The organism is Anoxybacter fermentans (assembly GCF_003991135.1).
Taxonomy (GTDB): Bacteria; Bacillota; Halanaerobiia; order DY22613; family DY22613; genus Anoxybacter; species Anoxybacter fermentans.
Map to the genome: position 1 here is coordinate 1,931,971 of NZ_CP016379.1, position 24,621 is coordinate 1,956,591.

The window sequence follows — 24,621 nt, forward strand, 5'->3', positions numbered from 1 at the left end:
ATATAGCATTTACCCCCTGCGATTTCTGCAGATCTACCCTAAAACCTTACCCACTGCACCCAAGGAGGGTAACGACACTGCGTGTATACAAGGTTATATGCCTGTACCAGCCCATTTATTCTTAAAATGGCACCATAATAGTATTCAACTTTTTCACGCTTTCTTCTGTATTTCCTTAGAAAGAACTACTAAATCCCACTCGAATAATTCATACTTATATAAATTCCTTTTCATTAAAGGATCATTATCTGCAATTTGTTTCGCTTCTTCTAAATTTTTAGCTTCAAAAATAATCATACCACCATCTTTATTGCAAAATCCTCCGCCAATACAATACCTTTCAGACGCAATATCCTTTATATAATTGATATGATCGTCAAAGTCAGTTGGCCCAAATTCAGTCCCTTCAATTCTATAGTCTATTCTAACGAAAAGTTTATCACCTTTTTTCATTTAACTTCCTCCTCTAATTTTTTCATTAACCATGCCATGTTCTGGGCAAATTTAACAACATATGATTTGCCTTTTTCATCATTAAGAATATCACCTTTACCACAACCAACCCCAGCGTTCCAATAGTAAGAACTAGGAATAACCATTTCATTCACAAGATAAAAGTCAATCAAGCAATTAATAGTGGCTAATTGACCGGTTTCTCCAGCGACAGCAATTGGACCCCCAATTTTCTTGGCAAGAGGACGATTATTATTCCATGAAACATAAGTCAACCTTTGGAGAAAAGCCATGAGTAAAGAAGTTGGTGTGCCAACATAAACGGGACTTCCAACAACAAGCCCTTCGTTTTCCAGAACTTTATTGTAAATATTGTTGAAATCATCTTTTTGAATACATTTATTGGTATCTATACATTTGTCACAATTGATACAATGCTTGATCTCTTTCTCTGCTAAGGTGGTAAACTCTGTCTGAATACCATGTTGTTGCAATTCCTTCTCAAAAAAAGATAGCAATAACTCTGTGTTACCACCCTTCCTTGGGGAGCCACAAATTATTAATACACCATACTCTGCTAAATGAAATGATGTATTACGATCATATCCAACTCCGAGTAGCAACACCCATCCATCCAAATCATATATACGTGCAAGTAGCGAGTTCTCTCCAAGGCCATTATCTAATGAGTGATCCTTTATAATTTTCTCAGCATACTTTCCCCATGCTCCAAATGACAATGCTGGATGTGAACTCCGCAATACACCCGGCCATTTACGAAAAGTTTCAGCTATTATTCCCACACCCCTTGTCGGTGTTATATTTGGTTCATAAGCAGGCATCGTTTCTCCTATAATAGGCCACCATTCTTGTGGGACAGGTGGATTACTCCACAAAGCCGGATCGGAATAATCTGTAGATTGAGTCGGCATCACGATTGTACCTGAAAATGTAACAACATCCATCAAAGCTTGAATTACTGCAACTGGACCACCACAAACCCACCCCAGTGAACTCAACGAAGAATGTACAATAACTATCATCCCTTTATCCAAGCCAAGTTGTTTTAAATCCTTGGCAAGACTTTGGCGTGTACGCAATATTGGTATTTTTTGCACTACTTGTTCTTCGCTCATCCATAAAGACCTCTTTGCCTTGACCCTGATGGCCCTGTTGTATAACGTTTTCCAGATTGGCAAAGCTGTGAAGCAGGGTGAACGAAGTGAGCCGCAAACCCGTGTTATACGCTGTCATCAAACTCCTGAAATGTGCATTCCTTCATTTTCTTGATGTTTTCAATTGATTCATTACAAACTCTCCGTATCGAGTATAGTCCTTCCAATCTTGCGTAAACATAGGTGGGCACCAATCATTGTCATACCAGCAGGCTACCCATCCGATATGATGGATGTCGAGGTATTCTAGGAGTGGTTCTCCATAGGTGGCCTGGTCACCCGCGAGGTAAGATTGATTTGTATTACGGTTCTCATCCATGAAACCCCATTCTGTTATTAAAACTGGGTATATTTCGGCGATTTCACCAAAGAAGTGTGGCCAGAGGTAGCTCGGATGGGCTGGGTATATGTGCGCGGCATAAGCGACGTTGTCATCCGCTATCGGATTTTCCCTGACCCAGGAAAGATCTTTACCATAGTCTATTCCACCCACAATCACCAACTGGTCTGCTCCTTGGTCCCGGATAACTTGGACAATCTCCGCGACGTTACTATGCCAGTCCCTGGCCGTAATGTTTTGCGGTTCGTTGAAAATCTCAAAGATAACGTTTGGGGTATCTCGGAAGTAATTTGCAGTCTGTTGCCAGAATTCCAGGGTTAGTTCTTTAGGCTGGACATCGAGGTCAGGCATTTGCGGCCCTGCACCTGTGACCACGTTCCCTATATAGTTCCAGTCAATAATCACATACCTAGTTTACCTGCCCAGGCCACAATGGGGTCTAGATAACGCCAGAGGTAGTCTCGATCACGCACCCAATTCTCTGGATAGACGGGAATTCTAATCACATTTGTACCGGTTTCGCTTATCTTGATAAAAAAGTAACGGTTGAATTTATTTTTGCTATGCAGTTTTGCGGGGTCAGGAGGCATAAGACCCTTAAGCAAGACAGGTGTGCCTACACCGTTAACGATTTGATTGCCTTGAGCTTGTAGCCTGGTTGGGAAAAAGGAGGTGTTGTCGCTTTCAAATCGGCTTGTATGCTTTACTGGGAGGAGTATTTTGCCGTGTTCGGAGCGGATTACTACCAAAACCAAGATAGTAAGAAAACAGTTACCACCAGAAAGATGGACAAGCCTTTTAATATCCTTCTAATCATTATTTCCTCTCCTCTTATTAGTGATAGCGTATAACGTCCTGCAGATAAAAGAAGTTGCTAAAGGCAACTTTGGGAAATCTTTGATTTCCCTTTTATCGCTGTTAAGCGACCGAGCGAAGCATGATATGTACAAACCAGGATGCCCATAAGTTATTTATTTTGAGAAATAGTTAACTGCATTGTTTCTGAAAACTCAACCCAAAATCGTATCTTGAAAAACTAATATATAATATATAATCTTTATCTTTCGTAAGTATTTGTCAAATGCAGAAATAAAACAGCAAAAGCCTCTATCAACGGATATGTAGGTAATATCGCTGTGCCATACCGGATTGGCCCGGTTGCCATGTAAGCTTTCATGCCCAATATTCATCTTTCTTCTAGTGTAAATCTTTTTTTAGGCATGGTAACTCCCTCCCACTGAATTTATTTTATCGTTAGTCCCGGGATATTACCATGAAATATTAGTTTTAAAATTCTCTGATTTTGCACCAGGGATTCAGAAACATTATATTATTAATCAATGTTATTACGTTTATTTTCAGGTTGTTTCAACCAAAATCTTATACCTTTCCCTGCTAGTGGTTCATCTTCATATCTCGGTATAACATGTAAATGTGCATGAAATATCTCTTGACCTCCTACTCTACCTACATTCCAACCGACATTATATCCCTGTGGGTTATACTTTTTATCAAGATACTCTTTAACTTCTATTAATAAATCATATATTGAATTCCATTCCTCTGGTGTGAGATCAAATACAGTTTCCCTGTGCTTCCTAGGCACAATAACTCCTGAACCTATTAAAACTTGTTGTGGTTTTTGCAAAAACATACAATGTTCATTAGTTAAAACAATTTTTTGTTCTTGATCAATTTCTGGAAAACAAAATGGACACTCTTTCATATGTTTACTCCTCCAGTGAAATACTAGTTTTTTGTTTACAAGAGTTATCACGTTTCAACTTTAATATATAAAGAAACTGTTTACAGCTATGTGAAAATGGCGTATAACGAGCCGCCGGCTTCCGAAGTGTCCCCGGAGGAACATTGAGCAACAGCCGGGAACCGTCTAATAGGCGACGTCACGAGCACTTTGCGCGAACAAGACACCATGCCCCTTTGGGGGCTGGCGGCCCGACATCATTAAACCTACAGGTGAAATTCGAGCCTTAGTGTCTGTACTTCGACCCGGTTGGCGAGACGATGTAGTGCAGTCTTACCCGATAACTAAACTCCCGCACCCAAGGAGCGTAGCGACGCAGCGTGAACACATTGTTATCTGACGTTGCTTCAAACAAAAGTTGCATGTATAAGAGAATATTCGTATTTCTCTAAATTGGGGGAATCAGAATTCTTAGCCAACCTAATAGTTTCGTCCAAAGGATAATTAACACGCCTAATTATAAATTGAGGCTTTCCCATTGTAAAATCCAATAATCCATATGATGCTCGATTATCTCCATCAAATGGTCTCCCCACACTTCCAACATTGAATATTCGTTTTCCTGCTGCTTCACCGATGAAAGGTATATGAGAATGTCCACATAAAATGATATCTTCTTTAACCTCACTAACCATCATGTGAAAACTATCTTTAGTACGATGGTCCATAACTTCAGAAACAGAACGTGGTGAACCATGAACGCAAAGTATACTAACGCCTTTATAGTTAATGGAACTTTTAAATGGCAATTCTGTGAAAAATGTTATCGCCTCTTGGGAAAACTTTGTTTTTGCGTATATATAATACTCAAATAATTCTCGTTCTCGAGGTGTTTTTGGCACCCAAGATTCCGTTATTTCCTCAAACCACATATCGGTATTGCCCTTACTCCAACATATTGGGTTTAATTTTCTAATAGAGTTAAAAACAGCAGCAGGTTCAGGACCTATCATTACTAGATCCCCAAGAAAAACAAGATTATTAGCGCCTTACTGTCTCATATCCTCAAGAACTGCGTCTAGTGCGAATATGTTGGCATGTATGTCAACCAATACAGCTAGTCTCATATTGTTTACAATGTCAGATAACGTTTTGCGGACATACGAAGTTCGGCTTTGCCGAATTTTAGCGGAGCAAATCGTAGCCGGATACTCGCTGTTAGATGACGTGCGAAGTCCATATCATCAATAGCCTCCAAAGAATCTTATAAAATCAATAAACCAATGAAATGTAATAGCAGTTTCTAAATTTCTTTTATATTGCAAAAATGCCATCGGTAATCCAAATAACAAACTTGTAGATATTAACATAAATAGAGCACCTGGTATATTATATATCCATAATTCTGGAAAGTGAATTAAACTGTGTGGTATTATACCAAAGAAAAAACTAATTATAATAGAGTATTTCTTTTCAACCTTCCCATTTAATAAATAAAATAAAGAATTCATAGTAAAAAACCTAAATACAATCTCTTCAGAAATTGCTGGTTCTAGAGCTAAAAAACCTGCACTAAATATATTCATACATTCAGCCTTACCTAAAGTTAGTCTAAAATAAATGTAATTTATTAATGCAAAAGGAATTGCAACTATAACACCTATTAAAAATGACTTAAATAATGATTTATAGTTCTGTAATATGAGTAATGATTTGATTCTATTACTTTCACCCGATAATAAACTACCCCCAAGAAATGTGATAAATGTTACAATAGTTCCTATTATTGCTGTGCATATGTCTGTTCGTTGAATAAAACTTAAATAACTTATACCCGATAACAATATTCCAAGCACAATATATCTTAAACTCAAATCCTTAAATTTCTTATAAATTACTATTAAAGCAAAACAAGATATATAATACTCTGTCCATGTCCAGGCTCTATTCATAAATCTAAAATCCTGCTTACTTAGTGTATAAACGATGGAAATTATGTATATTAAAACAAATATGGTGAACAAAAATATGGTGTATATAAAATACTTCTTGAAATTATTCTTATTATATCTTTTTATAATAGCATTTCTCATTTCTTGATTCCTCTCTTTCTTTAATCAATATTTCAATTACCATCACACATTAGCATGTCATCTAACGGTATCGTGTTCCCGACGTCCCCGAGCCTACAAGCGATGCCTGAGCCCTAGATAACTCCTATCCCGACTAGGTTGGCGAGGGGATGTGGTGCTGGCATACCCGAAAACCTTACTCCCTGCACCCAAGTTGCCATAGGTAGCGCAGTGGGAAAACTGTGTTAGGTAAAGTTAAATGCTTTTCTCCTTAGGTTCTCAATTTCGTCATTTGTCTCAACAATTATTGGATTATTAAAATCATTATTGTCAATTACTATACTTGCTTTTTCATATGGGTCTGACTCGTATAAGTATATTTGTTGACCTGGTATATACTTACTTCTATAACGTATTTCAATTTCTTCTTCTGACCCAAACAAGTATTGATCTCTCTTTTTTGCACGTTGAATAACTTGCTCAAAGTCAACGTGTAGAAATACTTTGTAATCCCAATATTGATACAATTCTGACCTAAGCAAAAAAACGCCTTCCATAATCAAGATAGAATCTTCTGTAGCTATTTTAGGTTCTTGTTCTACTTCAGATTCTGTTTTGAAATCATAGACTGCTGTGATATACTTCCTGTTTCCTTTTTCGCTAAGTGGGTTTAGAAGACACTGTATTAAAGCATCATAGTTAAACGAATCTCTATAATAACCTTCTGGCGATTTAGAACCTAATCTATACCTTTTATCTCTTGGGTTGTGAAATCCATCAATTGAAGCTTGTATAATAGAATACCCTTTATTTTTCAAGCTTGTAACTATATGTTTTGACAAGGTAGTTTTTCCTGAAGTATCTACTCCATCTATTGCTATAAGCAAAGGCTTTTCCGCTTTTATACTCGTTATCTGACCACATATATATTCTATTAAATCTTCAAATCTCATTATATTCACCTCAACTTACTATAGCATTTAATTTCACCTAGCGTTCAGGCATTCAAGACGCCCGTGAGCCCTAGGGCGACTGCCCTTGGCGAACGGGTGTATTGTAACCTAACTAAAATTTCATTTCATCTCAACTAACTTGAATGCCTTGTTATACGCCGTTGGCATAGGATTACCAAGACTTATTTATTGTTTATATCTTCTATTCCTTTTACCTTGTTTCTTCTAAAAGAATTAGATAACTTTGCAACTTTGTGCTAATAAAAGAAGAAATACAATCCTAGAATTAGTTGAGTAGCAACTTTGATTAACATACTAATATTTACAATGCTGGATATATCATCTTCTTCTTTCCATGAATTATATATAAGAAATATGTAGTTAGGTATCATGGGTATAGCATGACCTAAAAGGTACAAACCTAAGACAGAAAACGCTATAACCTGAGAACTGTAAGCAGAAACACCTAAGTCTTCCTCAGATATACTGTCTATTGATGAACTATCTTCCAGAATCATTAAACTCGCAATCCATTCTGATTTAAACCATAGAAAAAACGCAAATGCTATAAACAAACTAAAAGGTATAAAAGCAAATATCCAATCTCTTCAGTATGATTGTCTTTCAAGCACTGTCACTATTGAAAAACCTATTGTACTCATCAAACCTAATGCATAGATGACAGTATATATACTTAGTATCTTGCATGCTAACTGTGCAACTTCTCGTTTCCTCATGCTAAGACACCTCCTTAACCTTTGACCTAAATGGCGCATAACGTTTAATATTCACGACGCCCTTGAGCTTACAGGCGTTTCCGAGCTTTAGATAGCTTTTATCTTAAGCTCGGGAATGCCGACCCGGTTAGCGAAAGGGTGTGTCGCAGAATATTCTTCTCTGCATAAGTGAACTAACTTCCTTGAATTATCTTCATATATCTTCTGGCGACCAAGCCGCCACTGCGGCGGCACGTGAATATTTTGTTATAGGAAGTGCCATTTTCACAATAACACACCCTCAATTTAATTTACGAATATCTATATTTATTTTTCAATATTTATCATTTTTTCTGATATTACTTTTATATCTGTAATAAACAGTTTTAGCTCCAATATTTCTTTCTTTGATAACCCCTTTGTATCAAAAATAAATTCACCTTTAATTTCAAGACTTTCACTTGCTAAAATTTTTTTCTCAACTTTTGTTCTTAAATCTTCTGTTAAACAAGGCGCCATGCCCCTTGAGGCTGGTAGCCCGATAATCGGACGGCGAGCGCAGCGAGCGATGTCGGATTATCGGTGTCGTTTTCCCAACGCCTGCAAGCTTACAGGTCTCCGCTCATGCCCGGGTATCCTCTAGGCGGACAACGCTGAAACAACAATACCTCTGCGCTCGCAACCCTAGCATTTTCAATATCTTTAAGACTATCCACATTCAAACAATACACTATAAACTAGTATTACACCCTACTACCTCCTGAAGGTATAACCCTTTCTGGTAACTTTACACTCTTAAAAAACCTAATCCACCAATAACCACCAATATTCCTCCAACTAACTTATATATATTTATGTACTCCTGAAAAACCACCATAAACATTGCTGTATCCATACCTCCGCCATGTGCCCTTAAGTATGCATTTGCAGAATTGCTCCCCCATGTAATACTGTTAAACATGATAATTAAACCAACAATAAGTATAACAATAGATATGACTTGAAATACTTTTTTACTCACATTACCAAACCCCTTTCGCACTCTATGTTTAAAATAAAAAAGGAATGTGGGCATTAGCCCCTTGCGGATATCGCTTGTTAGATGTAATTGGGCGGTTTTTAGAGTACCTAATTCTTTGGAATCTATAGCTTTTTCCTTTTATATATCTGAAGTTTCTTCTTGCTTTGGTTCATTGCTACTTAAAACTAATAATAGTGTTGCTACTGGTCCTGTTATTAAAGATAGTATAAACCAATTGATTCCTGATCTATTTTTTCCTTGTGCTAATCCAGCATTAATTAATGCTAGCGTCCCCCATCCAACAACATAGTCTTTAATAGTTTCCTTCAAATTAAAATCTGTTGCTTTAACAATCAAAACAATTGCCATACACCATAATAATATTATACTAGAATATAATACCATTAATTTTTTATTCATATACTTTATCCTCCTTTAAATCTATTTTGTATTACGTTTGTATATGTTACCTAACATACATCGCACCGTCCGACGTTTGGTGAAGCCAAATGTCCCCGAAAGGTGTCGGATGAAATCCGAGCAGATGTACACATGTTAGATGTAGTTGGGCGGTCATTTAAACTCCCAACTTACGAATTTTGCTTACCCTTTTTTGAACCATGGTAATGAGTGGCATAAGTCTCTCTATCTTAGGATGTCCAGATTTACTAAAACGCAGTTGAATCTTCTTGCCTTTTCCCCACTCCTTATAAACAGTCCATGACGAACGTAACTTTTTCTTTGGTAGCATACTTTCTTAATTCCTTCATAATTACGATTAGCTTTGAGAGGTTTCCCGAACAAACCATTTTTAAATACGGTATTTTCCTTCACCACCAATCTTCATAACCTTTTTTAGAATTTTGATCAATAGATCAACCGGGCTTATATAGCCGTTCCATATAAAAATATCTCGGCAGTTACTCTAATTTTCTTCTTCAAATCCTGTCGATTCATACGAACCCCTTTCCGGTAGCTTCACTAAATGCATATTCATTATCTATCTATGTAAATCCTAACCTTTGATAATACTGAATGGTTTTCTTATTAGAAAAGATTACTTCTAATTGAAAACCACTCACCTTATTTTTGTAATGATCAAACAAATGGTCAAAAAAATCTGATTTAAATGTTCTAAAATTAATATTCATATAATTGTTCTTCTAAGATTAAGTTACACCTTCTACTTCCTTTTTTAGAGAATCCACATTCTTTATCTGACGCTACCTTTTTAAACCCAAAAGTTTTTTCAGCTTATATCTAGCCCAGCACAATTACACCTAACGTTTCGCAAACATATGAAACCACCCGAAGAGTAATTTGAGCGAAATAAAGCGGAGCCGTATGTCCGTAACAATAGCAACCGTAGTCGGGGAAGAGATACTATCATCTCTAATTAAATAAAAGCTTTATCTACACTGGTTTTTATTTAGTGCTCTTTTTGCAGAAAGCTATACCAATACATAAATATACAGGTGCTGACTTTGTGGATTGACTAAATCACCTTTATACTCATCCTCACGAATAAACTGTCCGGTCTCTGGGTCATAATATCTTGCATCATAATAATACAGCCCAATATTTACTTCTTCTCTCTGGACCGTGTATTTAAACCCTGGTTCTGCTTTCTGTATCGGTCTCTTTATTGTCCCAGGCTTATACAACTCCTCCCAAATGGCAGATAATCCTGTTCCCAGACTACCTTACCTGTTCTATCTGTCATAAGTCGGGTTGAACCAAGATTATCATGGTGGTAATAGTAAACTTCGGCATCACTTCCTACTATTCCTTCTACTTTCGCTATTGGACGGGCAAATGCATAAATATAAGAAACCTTCTTTCCTTCTGAAATATTATCTTCATAAATTACTTTACCTGCATAATTGAATACATAATTGATATTGCCTTCCTCTTCTGTTTCAGAGCAAATCCTGTTTCCATCTGCATCATAGATAAACTTAGCCTGTAGTTTGCCATTCCGATATACTGCCTTTAACCTATCTCTTACCGTGTACTCATACTGCCAATATTCAACATCAAAACCTTCCTTGACAAATTCTACACTTCTATCCTCTTTTACTGTAAACTGATTGCCTTTCTCAATTAAATTGCCATTCTCGTCACATACATAGTAGAAACTCTCTCCTGTTCTATTGTTGGTCATTTTCTTCAATCGATTACTGCCTCCATAGTACTCATAAGTTATCTCTTCTGTATTGCCAACAATAGTCCTTTTAGCTATCCTATTTCCTCCTGCATCATAATCATACTCCAAACGTGCTCCATCTGTTCTCTGATAAATTTTAACCATATTACGTAAGTCACCATAAAACTCTGACTTATCAACAAAGCCAAAGTACATATCACGGTCATCAAATTTAGAGTGAATCTTAAATGCCAGCGCTTCTACAGGTTCCTCAAATATAATTGTTATATCTCCATCTTCATCCTTCTCAAAATACCATTGATCTTCAGGTAACTTATAGAAAGTAAAGTTGTCGGGACTATAGTAAACACTTAAAGTATTCTTTTCAACCCGATGTTCAAGTACTTCTGGGGCAGGCTTTAATTCTATCTTTCCTATAGAAGCTTTTTCAACTAAAACAACCCCAATACTGTTACCCTTATAATCAAACTTAACCCAATAATCCTCTGGCCCAACTAGACTTAATGTTCCAAATATATCCTCTTCTGCTAACCCTAAAAAGCCTGTCCTCTCTCCATAGAAAGTCCCTTCTACTTCAGCTACTTGGTATTCTCTCATATATACTGACATAAACAATCGCCATTTGTAATTCCAGGCAAGGAATTCTATATGGGTCTTTTCTATATTAATCCAATGTCTTATAGTTGAATTCAATATCAAAATATTTTTCAAATCTTTACATATATTATTCCTACTTTTGTCTATCAATTCTTATAATAACTGTGTTTAATCCATTTACAAAACCAACTTTCCACATTTATCTCTTATATACATATTCCCTGTTAAATCTATACACTTCATTGGATGTTGTAATACATAGATTATTTTACTGCAAAAAGCTAATTTTTCGCTCCAGAAGAAATTTTTCGAACCATCTAAAGTTCGATTTCAGTCGAAATAAGGCTCCCTAATCAATGGGCCCTCCTGGCCCTTGATTAGCTCATCACATCCTGTGATGAGGCCTTATTTCGACTAAAATCTCACTAAGATGGTTTGACGAAAAATTTCTATGTCGCTCAAAATTAGCATTTTGCAGTTTTATCATTATATTGCTATATAATCCTTTGGACCCCACTATTACCAGCAACGCCCTTTTTACGAGTTATCTTCCCACTGGTCAAGAGACAGGGCTTCTTTCAGCCCATCGGCTCAGCAAACATGCAGGCCGAATACAAAAAGGGCTGTTGACCTTTAGATTTATGTCAACAGCCTTTAAAATCTTTTTCACATTATCACATAACTTGTCCTTGTTTTCTTAATCCCCTTATCTAATTTAGAAATATTTTATATCTCAATGGGGTTTTATTATAAATTTCATCTTGTTTACATCAAAATATATTTCTAATATATTTATTCCAAATATTTTAAAGCATACAATGTAAATAATTGACCAAAAAATTATCAATACTACAACTAAAACTAACCCAAAAAACTGACCAACAAAATAATTTGTTGTCAAAGTTTGAGCAATTGTTAAAGCCATTGTTATAGCTATTATTGCGCTTATATATGCTATCACTGGTATTAAATGACCATCTTCTAATCCCGATCTTCCGCTCCAAATATCTAAACCAGCAATTATTAATATAGAAATACCAATATTTTTAAGTAGAAGTCTCCAGGTAAATTTTTTCCTGATTGTTTTCATCTTAATCTTCATTCCCTCCTTTTGAATAATTTCTAATACTATAATCCAAATCTCTTAACGTTCCTCTATATGAAGGAATATCATTGGTAAGCCCTACAAAATTAAATATAAGTTTTCCTTTACTTATTAAGCTACCCGGAAATGGTAATATCTTCTCCCCAAACCCATATCGTACATTCTTTATTAACACGCCACCTTTTTTAAATCGATAATATTTCATTATTTCGGAAGCTGCTGACATCGTTCCATAAAAACTTATACAAAAGTCAATACTTAAATACATAATTTCACCTTTCAAACCAAACATTTCTTTATATTTTTCACGTAATTTATTAGGTACTTCCCCGCCACCTGAAAAAGCTTTACCTATTATCATAATACCTTGTATAGAATTAGAAGCACCATGAACTAAAATATACCCTCCAATACCTTTTGTAACGGTAGCATCAGGAACTGCAATTAAACCAATTCCAGTAAAAACTTGACCAGCTCCAGAAATTAAAGTTACAGTTCCATTAGCAAAAGCTAACCAAATTATATCTGCATTCCATTCTATATTTCTGTCCTTTAATTCTCCTGCAACTCTTTCATAAGCGATAAGATATGCATCATAAGAAATTTTACCCTCTAAATATATCTAAATATAAATTCGTTAATCTCGCCAGATCTGGACGGTCTATAATTTGTGCATTTGATTTCTTTAAATTTCTATTAATATTGCTAAATGTACTATTTAAATCCAGTTTTTCTTCTGCAGTTAATCTATCATCATCATTAACAATCTCTTTTAACCGCTCAATATCTTTATCAGTTAACTCTAAAGTTATTCCTCCAGTGCCAGCTGTCAAATTCACCATATATCCTGAAGGATCCACATATTTTAATGGATTCTGCAATACGTAGATATATAGATTCTGACTTAGCGGGTTAATCAGATTTCCTCGATAAACATCTTCTGTAATAAACCGTCCGGTCTCAGGATCATAATACTTTGCTCCATAGTAATATAACCCTATTCCTATAACCTGCCTCTGCCCTGTAAATTTATACCTGGTCTCTACTTCAAAATCCACCACACTTGTTCCAGGCTTATGCAAGTCCTCACCAAATGGCAGATAATCCTGTTCCCAGACTACCTTACCTGTTCTATCTGTCATAAGTCGGGTTGAACCAAGATTATCATGGTGGTAATATATAATTTCTGCATCACTTCCAACTATTCCTTTTACTCGCGCAATCTGTCAATTATGAGCATAAATAAAACTTGCTTTCTTTATTTTTATAAGATTGTTGAATGATTAAACTGCAAAAAGCTAATTTTTCGCTCCAAAAGAAATTTTTCTAACCATCTAAAGCTCGATTTCAGTCGAAATAAGGCTCCCTAATCAAAGGGCCCTCCTGGCCCTTGATTAGCTCATCACTTCCTGTGATGAGGCCTTATTTCGACTGAAATCTCACTAAGATGGTTAACGAAAAATTTCTATGTCGCTCAAAATTAGCTTTTTGCAGGTTATATAAAACATTAAAAAGACAGCGTCTGAAAGCCTGGCATTTAAGCAGGTCTTCAAACGCTGTTTCTTATCCATCTGATCTACCTGATTAAGAGGTAAATTAATCTAATTTATCCAGGTTATTGACAAAGTTAAAAGGTCAACTGCCTAATTCCTTAAACCTGAAATTATTCTATATCTAACATATATAAATATGATTGATAATCCATTAAAAATTCATACTCATCTTGCGAACCGGCTAAAAATAATATCTCATCTTTTCCATCATTATCTACATCTGCCAATTCTATTTGAAAAATTGCTGGATAGGTATCAAAAATATCCTTAAAATCCTCACTTAATTGATAACCATCATCTGTATAACTTAATTTATATCCAAATGTCATTACTACCTCTCTTTTTCCATCCCCCTCTATATCACCTACAGCTAAGTCCAGTCTCCATTTTTGATGTTTTGTAGTAAGAACATCTGACTTATATACTAACTTATCTCCTTCAAATATTTTAAAACACGGCTTTAAATTATCAAATGTTCCTATTATATATTCCAATTTACCATCATTATTTAAATCTAATGTTAACCACCCCCATATCTGAGTTTCAAGCAAAGGTACTTTTTCTGAACTCTCAACCAGATTATCACCTTCTAATTTGAAAACTTTTGGAATTATATAGTTAAATAATCTACTTCCTCTATAGTCTGTCGCTTCATACCTTATTAAATCTATTGAACTGACTTCTTTCGTTAAAACAACTATTCCATTCTCATTCTCATCATTAATTTTTCCTACATATACAATTGGACCACTCAAAATAATTGGGCCTTTCATTTTAAAATCATCTGTATACTCCAGAATATACATTATATTTTCAATATTCTTCGGTTTCTCATCTCTATAAACATAAACAATAAACTTCAGTTTACCATTCTCATTTAATGGCCACATTTTAATAATATCTCCTATTTCTGAACTTCGCCATATTTTTTTATACTCTTTTCCATTGAATTCTATAACATATAAATATGGTGTACCAAAATATGCCGGAAAAGAATCCTGCCCGACTATAATTTCATTAATCCCATTACCATTTAAATCTGCTATTTCAACACTAGTAGAACTTCCAGAATCTATTTGATCCAAAATTTCCACAGGTTCATTTATTAATGAATTTACTTTTAAATTAAGAAAATTATCTAAATGGTAAATTATCTCAGGTATATTATCACCATTAACATCTCCTGCCTGAAAAAATGCTGTTGGCCAATAACCTATTGAAGCGATTCTTTTAATTTGATAATTCCTCTCTGCTATACAACTAATTGACATCGTTAGTAACATTATTACTAAAAAATATACTACTTTTTTCTGCATTAAAACCCCTCCTCAATAATCAAATATTTTTTCACTGACAAACTCACCTTTTTTATTCCACCACCAATAGATACCTGTCTGATAAAGTTCCATAACTTGCATTGCATAATTATAACGATGTTGTCTACCATTTGGAGTATTTGTACTAATATTTCCATTATAATGTAATACTCCAAAATAAATTTGCTTATAACCTTTATGCCATATTCCTGTCCAATGTATTTTATATGCCAACCATCGAACTCCTAAAGCCACACTCGCCATTGGGTTAGGTTGAAGTTTTTTCTCGTTAATTAATCTTGCTAAACCATATCCACTTTTGGGAATCCCATACAATCTTCCTTCAGTTCTTTTTCCAGCGAGAACTGTTAAAGCCGGATTATCTTTATCCAATACTTGCATAGGGTCAGCAATTCCATTCCGTGCTCCACCATAAGTGCCTACCTTGCTTTCCTGATACATAACAGCTTTTACAAGATTGGGATCAAGTGCAATATAGTTCTTTACACCTTTTAATCGCCTATTCCAGTAATTTGTCCAGGCTATTATTTCACGGTCAAATCTATTAAGTTTTTCATCCTTATATTTTTGAATATTTGTATTCTCACCATACATACTAACATAATAAATTGCCATTCCAATATCTAATTCACTAACAGTTGATGGATCAGCAATAAACTTATCCATTATCTTATAGTACGTCTCAATATCAAAATATGGTTCCAGTTCTAATTTAGCTTGTATTCCAATAACAAATTTTCTAAACTCATCCTGTAATCCTGGAACAATAGAGAGCGAATCTGTTTGAGGCAGAAAAGAGAAACCTATTCGACTATTTTTCATGAGTTTCTCCATCTCATAATCAAATGTAGTAATTTCTAAATATCCAGTTCCTGAAACAAATTCATATTTATTTCCTGTCGGATCTAAATACTTTAACGGATTATTTAGAACATATACGTACAGATTCAATGTCTGCGGTATGAAAATATCTCCTTGATACTCATCCTCACGAGTAAACCGCCCGGCCTCAGGGTCATAATACCTTGCTCCATAGTAATATAACCCTATTCCTACAACCTGCCTCTGCCCTGTAAATTTATACCTGGTCTCTACTTCAAAATCCACCACACTTGTTCCAGGCTTATGCAAGTCTTCACCAAATGGCAGATAATCCTGTTCCCAGACTAGCTTACCCGTTCCATCTGTCATGAGTCGAATTGAACCAAGATTATCATGGTGGTAATATATAATTTCTGCATCACTTCCAACTATTCCTTCTACTCTCGAAATCTGTCTGCCATGAGCATAAATGAAACTTGTTTTTTTACTTTTGTAAGATTATTGAATGATTTTACTGCAAAAAGCTAATTTTTCGCTTCAAGAGAAATTTTTCGAACCATCTAAAGTTCGATTTCAGTCGAAATAAGGCTCCCTAATCAAAGGGCCCTCCTGGCCCTTGATTAGCTCATCACTTCCTGTGATGAGGCCTTATTTCGACTGAAATCTCACTAAGATACTTTAACGAAAAATTTCTATGTCGCTCAAAATTAGCTTTTTGCAGTTTTATCATTAATGATTGTGAGAACAAAAAACAGATTACAAAAAAGGCTGTCGACCTTTAGATTTATGTCAACAGCCTTTAAAATCTTTTTCACATTATTAAACAACTTGTCTTTGTTTTCTTAATCCTCTTACCTGATTTAGAAACATTTTATATCTCAATGAGGTTTTATTATAAATTTCATCCTGTTTAAATCAAAATATAGCTCTAATATATTTATTCCAAATATTTTAAAGCATATAATGTAAACAATAAACCAAAAAATTATCAATACTATAAGCAAAACTAATCCAAGAAACTGTGCAACAAAATAATTTGTCGTTACAGTTTGAGCAAACGTTAAAGCAACTGTTCCAATTATTATTACACTTATATACACTACCATTAGTATTAAATGGCTATCTTCTAATCCCATTTTCCAGTCTAAAATATCTAAACCAGTAATTATTAATATAGAAATACCAATATTTTTAAGTAGAAGTCTCCAGGTAAATTTTTTCCTAATTTTTCTCATCTTAATCTCCCTTCTCTTCTTTTGAGTAATTTCTAATACTATAATCCAAATCTCTTAACGTTCCTCTATATGCAGGAATATCATTAGTAAGCCCTACAAAATTAAATATAAGTTTTCCTTTACTTATTAAGCTACCTGGAAATGGTAATATCTTCTCTCCAAATCCATATCGCACGTTCTTTATTAACACACCACCTTTTTTAAGTCGATAATATTCCCTTATTTCAGAAATTGCTGATACCGTTCCGTAAAGACTTATACCAATGTCGATAGTTAAATAGGTAATTTCACCTTTCAAACCAAATATTTCTTTATATTTTTCGCGTAATTTATTAGGTACTTCCCCACCACCTGAAAAAGCTTTACCAATTATTACGATACCTTGCGCAGAATTAAAAAAACCATGAACTAAAATATACCCTCCAATAACTTTTGTAGTAGCCTCAGGAGTTAGAATTAGACCAACTCCAGTAGTAATTTGACCAAGTCCAGAAATTAAAACTACAGTTCCATCAGCCAAAGCTAACCAATTTATATCTACATTCCATTCTATATTTTTGTCCTTTAATTCTCCTGCAACTCTTTCATAAGCGATAAGATATGCATCATAAGAAATTTTACCCTCTAAATATAAATTCGTTAATCTCGCCAGATCTGGATGGTCTATAATTTGTGTATTTGATTTCTTTAAATTCCTATTAATATTGCTAAATGTATTATTTAAATCCCGCTTTTCTTCTGCAGTTAATCTATCATCATTATTAACAATCTCTTTTAACCGCTCAATATCTCTATCTGTTAACTCTGAAGTTACTCCTCCAGTGCCAGCTGTTAAATTCGCCATATATCCTGAAGGATCCACATATTTTAACGGATTCTGCAATACGTAGATATATAGATTTTGACTTAGCGGGTTAATCAGATTTCCTCGATAAATATCTTCTGTAACAAACCGCCCGGTCTCAGGATCATAATATCTTGCTCCATAGTAATATAAACCTATTCCTATAACCTGCCTCTGCCCTGTAAATTTATACCTGGTCTCTACTTCAAAATTTACAACACTTGTTCCTGGTTTATACAGGTCCTCACCAAATGGCAGATAATCCTGTTCCCAGACTACCTTACCTGTTATATCTGTCATAAGTCGGGTTGAACCAAGATTATCATGGTGGTAATATATAATTTCTGCACTACTTCCAACTATTCCTTCTACTCTCGCAATCTGTCTGCCATGAGCATAAATGAAACTTGCTTTTTTTACTTTTGTAAGATTATATTGAATGATAAAACTGCAAAAAGCTAATTTTTCGCTTCTTGAGAAATTTTTCGAACCATCTAAAGTTCGATTTCCGTCGAAATAAGGCTCCCTAATCAAAGGGCCCTCCTGGCCCTTGATTAGCTCATCACTTCCTGTGATGAGGCCTTATTTCGACTGAAATCTCACTAAGATACTTTAACGAAAAATTTCTATGTCGCTCAAAATTAGCTTTTTGCAGTTTGATCATTATATCGCTATATAATCCTTTAGACCTCACTATTACCAGTAAAGCCCTTGCTTACAGGTTTTCTTCCCCCTGGTTAGGCAACAGGGCTTCTTTCAGCTCATTGGCTCAGGAAACATGCCGGGCGAACAAAAAACCCCCATCAAAACTGATGGAGGTTAATGACAATACTTTTTAAGAATTTTGCTCTTTCCTTTTTGCTTTTTCTATACGTTTTTTTACATTAGGATGTAAAATAACATGAGGTGCAAAATTATAAATATCAAGTAATAGTTGATCAATATTTTTAAATCCACTCAAATACATTGCTCTACCTCTTTGGGGAACCAAAATATATATTGGAACTCCAAAGTATTCTTCACATATTATTGTTCTTACTTCACCCCAGTTTAAATATTTTTGCCACGCATATCCAATTACTTTTGCTTTAATTCCATTCTCATCTAAGATTATTTTTTGATAAAAGGCATTTAAAGTAACGTAGGTAACTATCAAAGAAGAAAATACTAACCAAATTCCTTTAAAATCTTTAATAATATTCAAAAACATAGAATACCATGATATAATTGTAACTACTACGAGCCCAAATTTTATAGTAAAACTAAGTTGATATACTTTCTTCATGCTACCACCTCATTTTAAATTATAGTGTTCATAATAGCTATTTTTTAAATTTGAAATCCAAATCGAAAAAGAAACTGAACCACTGAAACCTACTAACACACCTACAGGACCACTTATTAATCCAGAACCGACGGTTATTATAACTCCTCCTCCAACATCAATAACAGTAAATCCAGCTTCTGCTATACTTTTATGAATTCTTTGGCTTATAGTTAGATTTGAATCAAGAATAATTTTATATTCATTATAAGCAAAATCTGTTATTGTAACTAAATAGCCAGCTTTTCTTAAAAATTTAAAAGTATCAACTTCTACTTTTACTGGTTCAATTATATCTCCATATACAGGGTCAAAACCAACAATCTTATACGTTGTACCAACAAATTTTCCTTTTTCGGCAATTATAGTACCAACCCTATCAAAAGCATTTGCCCCCAACGCTTTTGCTATAATTGCATATAATTCGGTAAGTTCAGTCTTTATAGAATTAGATAAATCATAATCCAGGTAATTTAAATTTGAAACTTTTCTGCAAGAAGGCCATATATATTCTTGCCACTTCTGTATATCTCCAGTTTCCTGTATTATTCTTTCAACAGCAATATAATAAGCATCAATGCTTATCTTTCCTTCTATATGCAATTCTACTATTCTTTTTATATCTGGATTTTCTATTTCTGTATTATTCGCCTTAATTTGATTAAACGTATCCTTTAAATCTTCTTTTTCTTCTTCTGTTAGTCTATCATCTTCTTCAACAATTTTTTTGAGCCTTTCAATATCTTCATCAGTGATTTTCGAAGTTATTCCTCCAGTACCAGCTGTCAAATTTGCCATATGTCCAGTAGGATCCACATATTTTAATGGATTCTGCAATACGTAGATATATAGATTTTGACTTAGTTGGTTAATCAGATTTCCTGGATAAACATCTTCTGTAATAAACCGCCCGGTCTCAGGATCATAATGCCTTGCTCCATAGTAATATAACCCTATTCCTATAACCTGCCTCTGCCCTGTAAATTTATACTTAGCATCTATAGCAAAATCTACTACACTTGTTCCCGGTTTATACAAATCCTCACCAAATGGCAGATAATCCTGTTCCCAGGCTACCTGTCCTTTACCATCTGTCATAAGTCGGGTTGAACCAAGATTATCATGGTGGTAATATATAATTTCTGCATCACTTCCAACTATTCCTTCTATTCTCGAAATCTGTCTGCCATGAGCATAAATGAAACTTGCTTTTTTTACTTTTGTAAGATTATATTGAATGATAAACCTGCAAAAAGCTAATTTTTCGCTCCAAAAGAAATTTTTCGAACCATCTAAAGTTCGATTTCAGTCGAAATAAGGCTCCCTAATCAAAGGACCCTCCTGGCCCTTGATTAGCTCATCACATCCTCGTATATAATTAAATTAAGCAAAGTTTTATAGCATAAAACCTTATAAATCAAAGGTTTTCATGCTTCTAAAAATATTGTTAAAATTTTTGTTAAGGTAATTTTAAAACTAAATCTTTACAAATTAGGGTTCGTCCGGCATAATTCTCAATAGGAATTAGGGGAAATACTACACATCCTTGTTGCACCTCTTTCAGGTGACTTCTTTCACAGATTGTATCCCCTACCCTGACAGGTACTTCTGACTCGCAGTTTGTTTCTTTGAATTCTAATTCTGGCGAGGTTGTTGAACTTGTCAGGGATGCCAGGACCCCTAATTCCCCTAATTCAACAAAATACTTTCATAGGAGGTAATTACATTGTCTAACAAACTCTTTGTCGGTATTGATGTAAGCTTAAAAGAAAACCAGTTGCAATGCCTGGATGCTGATGGTAATTTTATCAGTAAATCAAAACGCTTTGCCAACAATTTGCCAGGCACTATGGATATGATCAACTATCTTAAATCTATCATGGACAAAGGAAATTTTGAATCACTCACCATTGGTATGGAAGCTACATCTTCTTATTGGTTTCCCTTGTTCCATACTCTTGCTTCATCAAACGAACTTAAAAATTATTCTGTCGAAATACTGAGTCTTAATCCTAAACTCATCAGTAATTTTCGTAAAGCTTATACTGACATGGATAAAAACGACCTTAAAGATTCTTTTGTCATTGCAGATCGCCTCCGTTTTGGCAGGTTGCCTGAATCACAAACAACTGATGCTAAATATCTAGCTCTACAACGCCTTACCAGATACCGCTTCTTTTTGTGCCAAACAAAAGCACAATTAAAAAATTATACCTGTTCACTCCTGTTTCTGACCTTCAGTGAATGGAATCGGGTTAAACCTTTTTCCGATATGTTTGGTACCACAGCCAAAAATCTATTGAAAAAATTCCACTCTGCAAAAAAATTGGCCGAAGTACCTATCGATGAACTTAAAAACATGCTTGCTTCGTCCAGCAAAAATCATTTCCGGGATATTGAACAAAAATCTATTCTGGTTAATCAAACTGCAAAACATTCATTCTCCATCCCTGACATCTTAGCTGAACAGATACACTTTATCATCAAACTAAACTTACAGCTATTGAATTTAATCGAACAACATATAGACCGTTTAAATAAAAAAATCTCAAAATTAATGAAAAAATTTAAAAACCCTTTGCTCTCAATACCTGGTATTGGACCTGTTCTGGCTGCTGGTATAATTGCTGAAATTGGCGACATCTCCCGATTCCCTGGTCAGGCTCAACTGGCCAAATATGCTGGTCTTACCTGGAGAAAAATTCAATCAGGCAACTTCACTGGCGATCTTACTCCCTTGACCAGAACTGGAAATGCTTATCTTCGCTATTACTTCATTCAAGCTGCCCAATCGATGATAAAACATAATTCTGAGTATCGTGAATATTATAAACGCAAGTTTAAAGAAACATCTCGCCATCCACATAAAAGAGCATTGACACTTACAGCTCGCAAACTAGTACGTTTAGTTTATGCTCTATTATCCAAAAACCAACTCTACCTTTCGCCAGAGGAAAGAAAAGAGCATAAACTTAGACAAAAGGAGGTGATTGAAAATCAGACTCCTGAAATAGTAGAAGAAAAATCCAAAAAAATACCTGTCGCAGCACAGAAAAACTCAACAAAAAAAGTGAAGACACTAGGTGTTGCTGCAAAATACACACGAACTCAGCCAAAGCTGGAACACGCATTAGTTTACGCAGTCAACACGTAGGTCTTCACTTACCTTAAAAATAACATTTTTTAGGTAAGTAGTCAAGACCTACGAAGACTTTTCAGACTAAAATTTTATTAATTCAGGTGGCTGAGAATATTGTGTTATTGGTGTGGCAAAATATATTATTTAAGGATAATATTTCTTTTGAATTTTTTCTCAATTACCTCTTGACTTTCACCGCAGTCTGTGATGAGGCCTTATTTCAACTGAAATCTCACTAAGATGGTTTGACGAAAAATTTCTATTTCGCTCAAAATTAGCTTTTTGCAGTTTTATCATTATATCACTATATAATCCTTTATACCTCACTATTACCAGTAAAGCCCTTGCTTATAGGTTGTCTTCACGCTGGTCAAGAAACAGAGCTTCTTTTGCTCAGCAAACATGCAGGCCGAATACAAAAAGGGCTGTTGACCTTTAGATTTCTGCCAACAGCCTTTAAAATCTTTTTCACATTATTAAACAACTTGTCTTTGTTTTCTTAATCCTCTTACCTGATTTAGAAACATTTTATATCTCAATGGGGTTTTATTATAAATTTCATCCTGTTTACATCAAAATATATTTCAAATATATTTATCCCAAAAATTTTAAAACATATAATATAAGCAATTAACCATACAATTATAAATACTATAGCTAAAACTAATCCAAAAAACTGTCCAACAAAATAATTTGGTGTTAAAGTTTGGATAATTGTTAAAACAATTGTTAAACCTATTATTATGCTCATATATTCTATCACTGATATTAAATGACCATCTTCTAATCCCGATTTCCCAACCCAAATAACCATACCAACAACCATTAATATAGAAATACCCATATTTTTAAGTAGAAGTCTCCAGGTAAATTTTTTCCTAATTTTTCTCATTTTAATCTCCTTTCTCTCCTTTTAAATAACTTCTAATACTATAATCCAAATCTCTTAACGTTCCTCTATATGCAGGAATATCATTGGTAAGCCCAGTAAAATTAAATATAAGTTTTCCTTTACTTATTAAGCTACCTGGAAATGGTAATATCTTTTCTCTAAATCCATATCGTACGTTCTTGATTAGCTCTCCACCTTTTTTAAGTCGATAATATTCCCTTATTTCAGAAACCGCTGACATTGTCCCGTAAAAACTTATACAAAAGTCAACACCTAAATAGATAATTTCACCTTTTGAACCAAATATTGTCTTGTATTTTTCTCGTAATTGATTAGGTACTTCTCCACCACTTGAAAAAGCTTTACGCATTGTTGCAAAACCTTGTGTAAAATTAAAAGCACCATGAACCAAAATATACCCTCCAATACCTTTTGTAACTAAAGTAGCATCAGGAGTTAGAATCAAAACACCTCCAGTAACCATTTGACCAACTCCAGAAAATAAAATTACAGTTCCATCAGCCAAAGCTGACCAATTTATATCTGCATTCCATTCTGTATTTTTGTCCTCTAATTCTCTTGCAACTCTTTCATAAGCGATAAGATATGCATCATAAGAAATTTTACCCTCTAAATATAAATTCGTTAATCTCTCCAGATCTGGTTGGTCTATAATTTGTGCATTTGATTTCTTTAAATTTCTATTAATATTGCTAAATGTATTATTTAAATCCTGCTTTTCTTCTGCAGTTAATCTGTCATCATTATTAACAATCTCTTTTAACCGCTCAATATCTCTATCGGTTAACTCTGAAGTTATTCCTCCAGTGCCAGCTGTCAAATTCGCCATATACCCCAAAGGATCCACATATTTTAATGGATTCTGCAATACGTAGATATATAGATTCTGACTTAGTTGGTTAATCAGATTTCCTGGATAAACATCTTCTGTAATAAATCGCCCGATCTCAGGATCATAATACCTTGCTCCATAGTAATATAATCCTATTCCTACAACCTGTCTCTGCCCTGTAAATTTATACCTGGTCTCTACTTCAAAATTTACAATACTTGTTCCTGGTTTATACAGGTCCTCACCAAATGGCAGATAATCCTGTTCCCAGACTACCTTACCTGTTCCATTTGACATAAGTCGGGTTGAACCAAGATT

The 24,621-nt window shown here is 34.6% G+C and carries 23 protein-coding genes and 2 pseudogenes; 1 reads left to right on the forward strand and 24 read right to left on the reverse strand.

All coding sequences use genetic code 11. The features are described from left to right. Positions 1-153: 153 nt before the first annotated feature. The 22 genes and pseudogenes from BBF96_RS08770 to BBF96_RS08885 form a co-directional block, all read right to left on the reverse strand. Positions 154-453: a YciI family protein gene (locus BBF96_RS08770; RefSeq protein WP_127016795.1), complete on the reverse strand. Its 300-nt coding sequence runs from the start codon at positions 451-453 to the stop codon at positions 154-156. Beyond that, complete coding sequence (locus tag BBF96_RS17420; RefSeq protein ID WP_257792019.1) at positions 450-1,013, reverse strand: flavodoxin family protein; 564 nt, start codon at positions 1,011-1,013, stop codon at positions 450-452. The genes BBF96_RS08770 and BBF96_RS17420 overlap by 4 nt, the downstream gene beginning before the upstream one ends. 12 nt (positions 1,014-1,025) lie before the next feature. Further along, a pseudogene (locus BBF96_RS17425) lies at positions 1,026-1,589 on the reverse strand (AAC(3) family N-acetyltransferase); the annotation flags it as partial. A gap of 142 nt (positions 1,590-1,731) precedes the next feature. Further along, on the reverse strand, positions 1,732-2,373 hold the full coding sequence (locus BBF96_RS08780; protein WP_127016797.1) for a glycoside hydrolase family 5 protein: 642 nt from the start codon (positions 2,371-2,373) through the stop codon (positions 1,732-1,734). Positions 2,374-3,301: 928 nt separating this feature from the next. Next, complete coding sequence (locus BBF96_RS08790; protein WP_127016799.1) at positions 3,302-3,694, reverse strand: HIT family protein; 393 nt, start codon at positions 3,692-3,694, stop codon at positions 3,302-3,304. Between the two features lie 386 nt (positions 3,695-4,080). Next, positions 4,081-4,698, reverse strand: a pseudogene (locus BBF96_RS08795) (metallophosphoesterase family protein); the annotation flags it as partial. A gap of 219 nt (positions 4,699-4,917) precedes the next feature. Continuing rightward, positions 4,918-5,625, reverse strand: a complete 708-nt coding sequence (locus BBF96_RS08805) for a CPBP family glutamic-type intramembrane protease (RefSeq protein WP_164730974.1) — start codon at positions 5,623-5,625, stop codon at positions 4,918-4,920. 365 nt (positions 5,626-5,990) lie between these two features. Then, the gene (locus tag BBF96_RS08810; protein ID WP_127016802.1) at positions 5,991-6,698 is read right to left on the reverse strand and encodes a nucleoside/nucleotide kinase family protein; all 708 of its coding nucleotides are present in this window, start codon (positions 6,696-6,698) and stop codon (positions 5,991-5,993) included. Between the two features lie 1,043 nt (positions 6,699-7,741). After that, on the reverse strand, positions 7,742-7,933 hold the full coding sequence (locus tag BBF96_RS08815) for a hypothetical protein (RefSeq protein WP_127016803.1): 192 nt from the start codon (positions 7,931-7,933) through the stop codon (positions 7,742-7,744). A 268-nt stretch (positions 7,934-8,201) separates the two neighbouring features. Then, positions 8,202-8,435 carry a hypothetical protein gene (locus BBF96_RS08820; protein ID WP_127016804.1) on the reverse strand — a complete coding sequence of 78 codons (234 nt, stop codon included), beginning with the start codon at positions 8,433-8,435 and terminating at the stop codon, positions 8,202-8,204. A 138-nt stretch (positions 8,436-8,573) separates the two neighbouring features. Continuing rightward, positions 8,574-8,753, reverse strand: a complete 180-nt coding sequence (locus BBF96_RS17430) for a hypothetical protein (RefSeq protein ID WP_418655020.1) — start codon at positions 8,751-8,753, stop codon at positions 8,574-8,576. A gap of 1,133 nt (positions 8,754-9,886) precedes the next feature. Beyond that, the gene (locus tag BBF96_RS08835) at positions 9,887-10,099 is read right to left on the reverse strand and encodes an RHS repeat-associated core domain-containing protein (protein WP_164730975.1); all 213 of its coding nucleotides are present in this window, start codon (positions 10,097-10,099) and stop codon (positions 9,887-9,889) included. Continuing rightward, the gene (locus BBF96_RS08840) at positions 10,078-11,211 is read right to left on the reverse strand and encodes an RHS repeat domain-containing protein (protein ID WP_164730976.1); all 1,134 of its coding nucleotides are present in this window, start codon (positions 11,209-11,211) and stop codon (positions 10,078-10,080) included. Before BBF96_RS08840 ends, BBF96_RS08835 begins: the two co-directional genes overlap by 22 nt. A gap of 721 nt (positions 11,212-11,932) precedes the next feature. Beyond that, positions 11,933-12,301: a hypothetical protein gene (locus tag BBF96_RS08845; RefSeq protein WP_127016807.1), complete on the reverse strand. Its 369-nt coding sequence runs from the start codon at positions 12,299-12,301 to the stop codon at positions 11,933-11,935. Next, the gene (locus BBF96_RS08850; protein ID WP_127016808.1) at positions 12,291-12,926 is read right to left on the reverse strand and encodes a DUF4225 domain-containing protein; all 636 of its coding nucleotides are present in this window, start codon (positions 12,924-12,926) and stop codon (positions 12,291-12,293) included. Before BBF96_RS08850 ends, BBF96_RS08845 begins: the two co-directional genes overlap by 11 nt. Then, the gene (locus tag BBF96_RS08855; RefSeq protein ID WP_127016809.1) at positions 12,910-13,446 is read right to left on the reverse strand and encodes an RHS repeat-associated core domain-containing protein; all 537 of its coding nucleotides are present in this window, start codon (positions 13,444-13,446) and stop codon (positions 12,910-12,912) included. Before BBF96_RS08855 ends, BBF96_RS08850 begins: the two co-directional genes overlap by 17 nt. 521 nt (positions 13,447-13,967) lie before the next feature. After that, positions 13,968-15,173 carry an FG-GAP repeat domain-containing protein gene (locus BBF96_RS08860; RefSeq protein ID WP_127016810.1) on the reverse strand — a complete coding sequence of 402 codons (1,206 nt, stop codon included), beginning with the start codon at positions 15,171-15,173 and terminating at the stop codon, positions 13,968-13,970. A gap of 12 nt (positions 15,174-15,185) precedes the next feature. Beyond that, positions 15,186-16,385 (reverse strand): RHS repeat-associated core domain-containing protein, encoded by a 1,200-nt coding sequence (locus tag BBF96_RS08865; protein ID WP_127016811.1) that lies wholly within the window; start codon positions 16,383-16,385, stop codon positions 15,186-15,188. A 509-nt stretch (positions 16,386-16,894) separates the two neighbouring features. Beyond that, entirely contained in the window at positions 16,895-17,251 is a 357-nt protein-coding gene (locus tag BBF96_RS08870; RefSeq protein ID WP_127016812.1) for a hypothetical protein, read from the reverse strand. Position 17,252: 1 nt separating this feature from the next. Then, entirely contained in the window at positions 17,253-18,629 is a 1,377-nt protein-coding gene (locus BBF96_RS08875; protein WP_127016813.1) for an RHS repeat domain-containing protein, read from the reverse strand. Between the two features lie 301 nt (positions 18,630-18,930). After that, positions 18,931-19,380, reverse strand: a complete 450-nt coding sequence (locus BBF96_RS08880; protein ID WP_127016814.1) for a hypothetical protein — start codon at positions 19,378-19,380, stop codon at positions 18,931-18,933. Between the two features lie 9 nt (positions 19,381-19,389). Next, on the reverse strand, positions 19,390-20,517 hold the full coding sequence (locus BBF96_RS08885) for an RHS repeat-associated core domain-containing protein (protein ID WP_127016815.1): 1,128 nt from the start codon (positions 20,515-20,517) through the stop codon (positions 19,390-19,392). 628 nt (positions 20,518-21,145) lie between these two features. Here BBF96_RS08885 and BBF96_RS08890 point away from each other — a divergent pair. Then, the gene (locus BBF96_RS08890; protein WP_164730977.1) at positions 21,146-22,573 is read left to right on the forward strand and encodes an IS110 family RNA-guided transposase; all 1,428 of its coding nucleotides are present in this window, start codon (positions 21,146-21,148) and stop codon (positions 22,571-22,573) included. A gap of 520 nt (positions 22,574-23,093) precedes the next feature. On the opposite strand, the gene BBF96_RS08895 is transcribed toward BBF96_RS08890, so the two are convergent. Then, on the reverse strand, positions 23,094-23,450 hold the full coding sequence (locus BBF96_RS08895) for a hypothetical protein (protein ID WP_127016817.1): 357 nt from the start codon (positions 23,448-23,450) through the stop codon (positions 23,094-23,096). A gap of 1 nt (position 23,451) precedes the next feature. Next, a complete protein-coding gene (locus BBF96_RS08900) occupies positions 23,452-24,600 on the reverse strand; it encodes an RHS repeat-associated core domain-containing protein (RefSeq protein WP_127016818.1) in 1,149 nt (382 codons plus the stop codon). Between the last annotated feature and the right edge of the window lie 21 nt (positions 24,601-24,621).